At 46.7% G+C, this 2152-nt stretch carries 2 protein-coding genes; both read left to right on the top strand.

Going from position 1 to position 2152, the window contains the following annotated elements; genetic code table 11:
* Positions 1-217: 217 nt before the first annotated feature.
* On the top strand, positions 218-1567 hold the full coding sequence (lnt, locus tag A1D16_RS19930; RefSeq protein WP_290712814.1) for an apolipoprotein N-acyltransferase: 1350 nt from the start codon (positions 218-220) through the stop codon (positions 1565-1567).
* A gap of 4 nt (positions 1568-1571) precedes the next feature.
* A partial coding sequence (locus A1D16_RS19925; RefSeq protein WP_290712811.1) for an alpha/beta hydrolase occupies positions 1572-2152 on the top strand: 581 nt, incomplete at its 3' end.

Here is a 2152-nt window from a genome sequence, read left to right as displayed (position 1 = left end):
GTTATAATCATTTTAAACAAATTCCAAACCCCTACAAAATTACCCAATTGACCTAACCCAGCCCATAAGCCAGTCAGCTTTGAGGAATAAAACTACTATAAGAAGTGTGAGAAAAAACACAAACGCTTTTTAGGGAGACAGTAGTGGGAGTATGGGTCTTGTCAGTAGCTGTTCGGAAATAGAGGTAAAAAGGAATTTTGAAATAATAAAAAGTGAAATGATGGCATTGAGTAACGGCTGGCCCTTTATAATGTTCGAAAAAAGACTGGGAAGCCGCTATAGTTACTGGGCCTTTGCTGCTTGTTGGATGAGTTTCGAATATATTCACCTTAACTGGGAGCTAAGCTGGCCCTGGCTTACGTTGGGTAATGTTTTCGCAAACACGCCGGGCTGGGTGCAATGGTATGAATTAACCGGCACCAGTGGTGGTTCACTATGGATACTGGCCTTGAACATCCTGCTTTTCCGATGGCTGAAAGCACGGGCGCACAGCACTGCAGATAAACGCGAAAAAGCATTCTGGCCATTTGCCGCATTGCTTATTATACCCCTGCTCCTCTCCTTTGCGCTGAAGCCGTCTGGTGAAGCAGATCAAAGATCAGCTGGTTCCTCTCCCAAAAAAATTGTAGTAGTTCAACCTAATATCGACCCTTATGCGAAATTCTCCCCGGGAACGCAGCAGGTACAGCTCAACCAACTTATCAGCTTAAGCGAGTCGAAAATTGACCAGGAAACCGTATTGGTAGTATGGCCGGAAACAGCTATTAATTCGCCCAATGGAATCGAAGAAGATAGCATACGCAATAACAGTTCCCTTCAACCGGTGTGGCAGTTCCTGGCCAGGCACCCGGGCCTGAAACTGGTTTCCGGAGTGGAGGCATTCAACTTTCTTCCCGCAGATACCAAATCGCCCTATGCAAGGCCCATCAATGGCACCAATATGTACTACGAAGCATATAATACGGCTGCTTTATTTGACAGCACCGGCGTGCTTTACCGCTACCACAAATCTAAACTTGTACCCGGCGTGGAAACCCTGCCTTCTTTCCTGCGTTTTATGGATAGTTGGTTTGAACAGTTTGGGGGCACTTCAGGAGGCTACGCAAAACAGGAAGAACGTACGGTGTTGAAGGATACTGTCAGTGGACTGGCTATAGCGCCGGCGATTTGTTACGAATCGATCTACGGCGATTTCATGACCGGTTTTATCCGAAACAACGCCAACCTGATTGTGATTATTACCAACGATGGCTGGTGGGGAAATACAGCAGGCCATAAACAGCACCTCGCCTATGCCCGGCTCCGTGCCATTGAAACCAGGCGATGGGTAGTACGAAGTGCCAATACAGGTATTAGTGCATTTATAGATCCATCCGGTAAAATTACCCAAACACAGGCCTGGGATACCGCCGCTGCTATTCAACAGGAAGTATATACCCGGGAAAATAAAACCTTTTTTGTCCGCTTTGGCGACTGGCTTTCCTGGTGTATGCTCTTGCTTGCCATTGCATTGGTCAGTTATTCGAGTATTGTATATTTAAAGACCCGTACTACTAAAAAATCATAACCCGATGCAGTATACTAAAACAGGGGCCGGAAAAACAGTGGTATTGATTCATGGTTTTGGTGAAGACAGCCGTATCTGGAACCGCCAGGTAGAATGGATGCAGAAGTCTTATCAGGTGATCGTTCCGGACCTTCCCGGTACAGGAGCCAGCGCATTAACGGAGGTTGTATCTATGGAATCCATGGCAAACCAGCTAAAACAATTGCTCGATAAAGAAGGCATTCAGCAATGTACTTTACTGGGGCACTCCATGGGAGCTTATATCAGCCTGGCATTTGCCGAACGTTTTCCCGGTCTGGTGCAAGGCCTTGGCCTTCTCCATTCAACCGCTTTTGCCGACAATGCAGCTAAAAAAGAAGCAAGGCGTAAAAGCATTGATTTTATTCAAAAGCACGGAACTGCGGCTTTCCTGGAAGCATCCACCCCTAACCTCTTTTCCGAAAAAAACCGGGTTAAGATGAGCGGAAAGATAGAAGCCTTGGTGCAGCAGCACAGTTATATGGAACCGGCCACTTTGATCGCCTTTTACCAGGCTATGATTGCCCGACCCGACCGTACTGCCTTGTTAAAAAATGCCGGTTTTCC

This window comes from Flavihumibacter sp. CACIAM 22H1 (assembly GCF_001601815.1).
Taxonomy (GTDB): Bacteria; Bacteroidota; Bacteroidia; order Chitinophagales; family Chitinophagaceae; genus Flavihumibacter.
Note: the sequence above shows the minus strand (reverse complement) of the source record. Positions and strands in the feature narration are given on the sequence as shown.

Coding starts and splice junctions, on each gene's coding strand:
- lnt (WP_290712814.1), top strand. CDS start 218: ATGATGGCATTGAGTAACGGCTGGCCCTTTATAATGTTCGAAAAAAGA.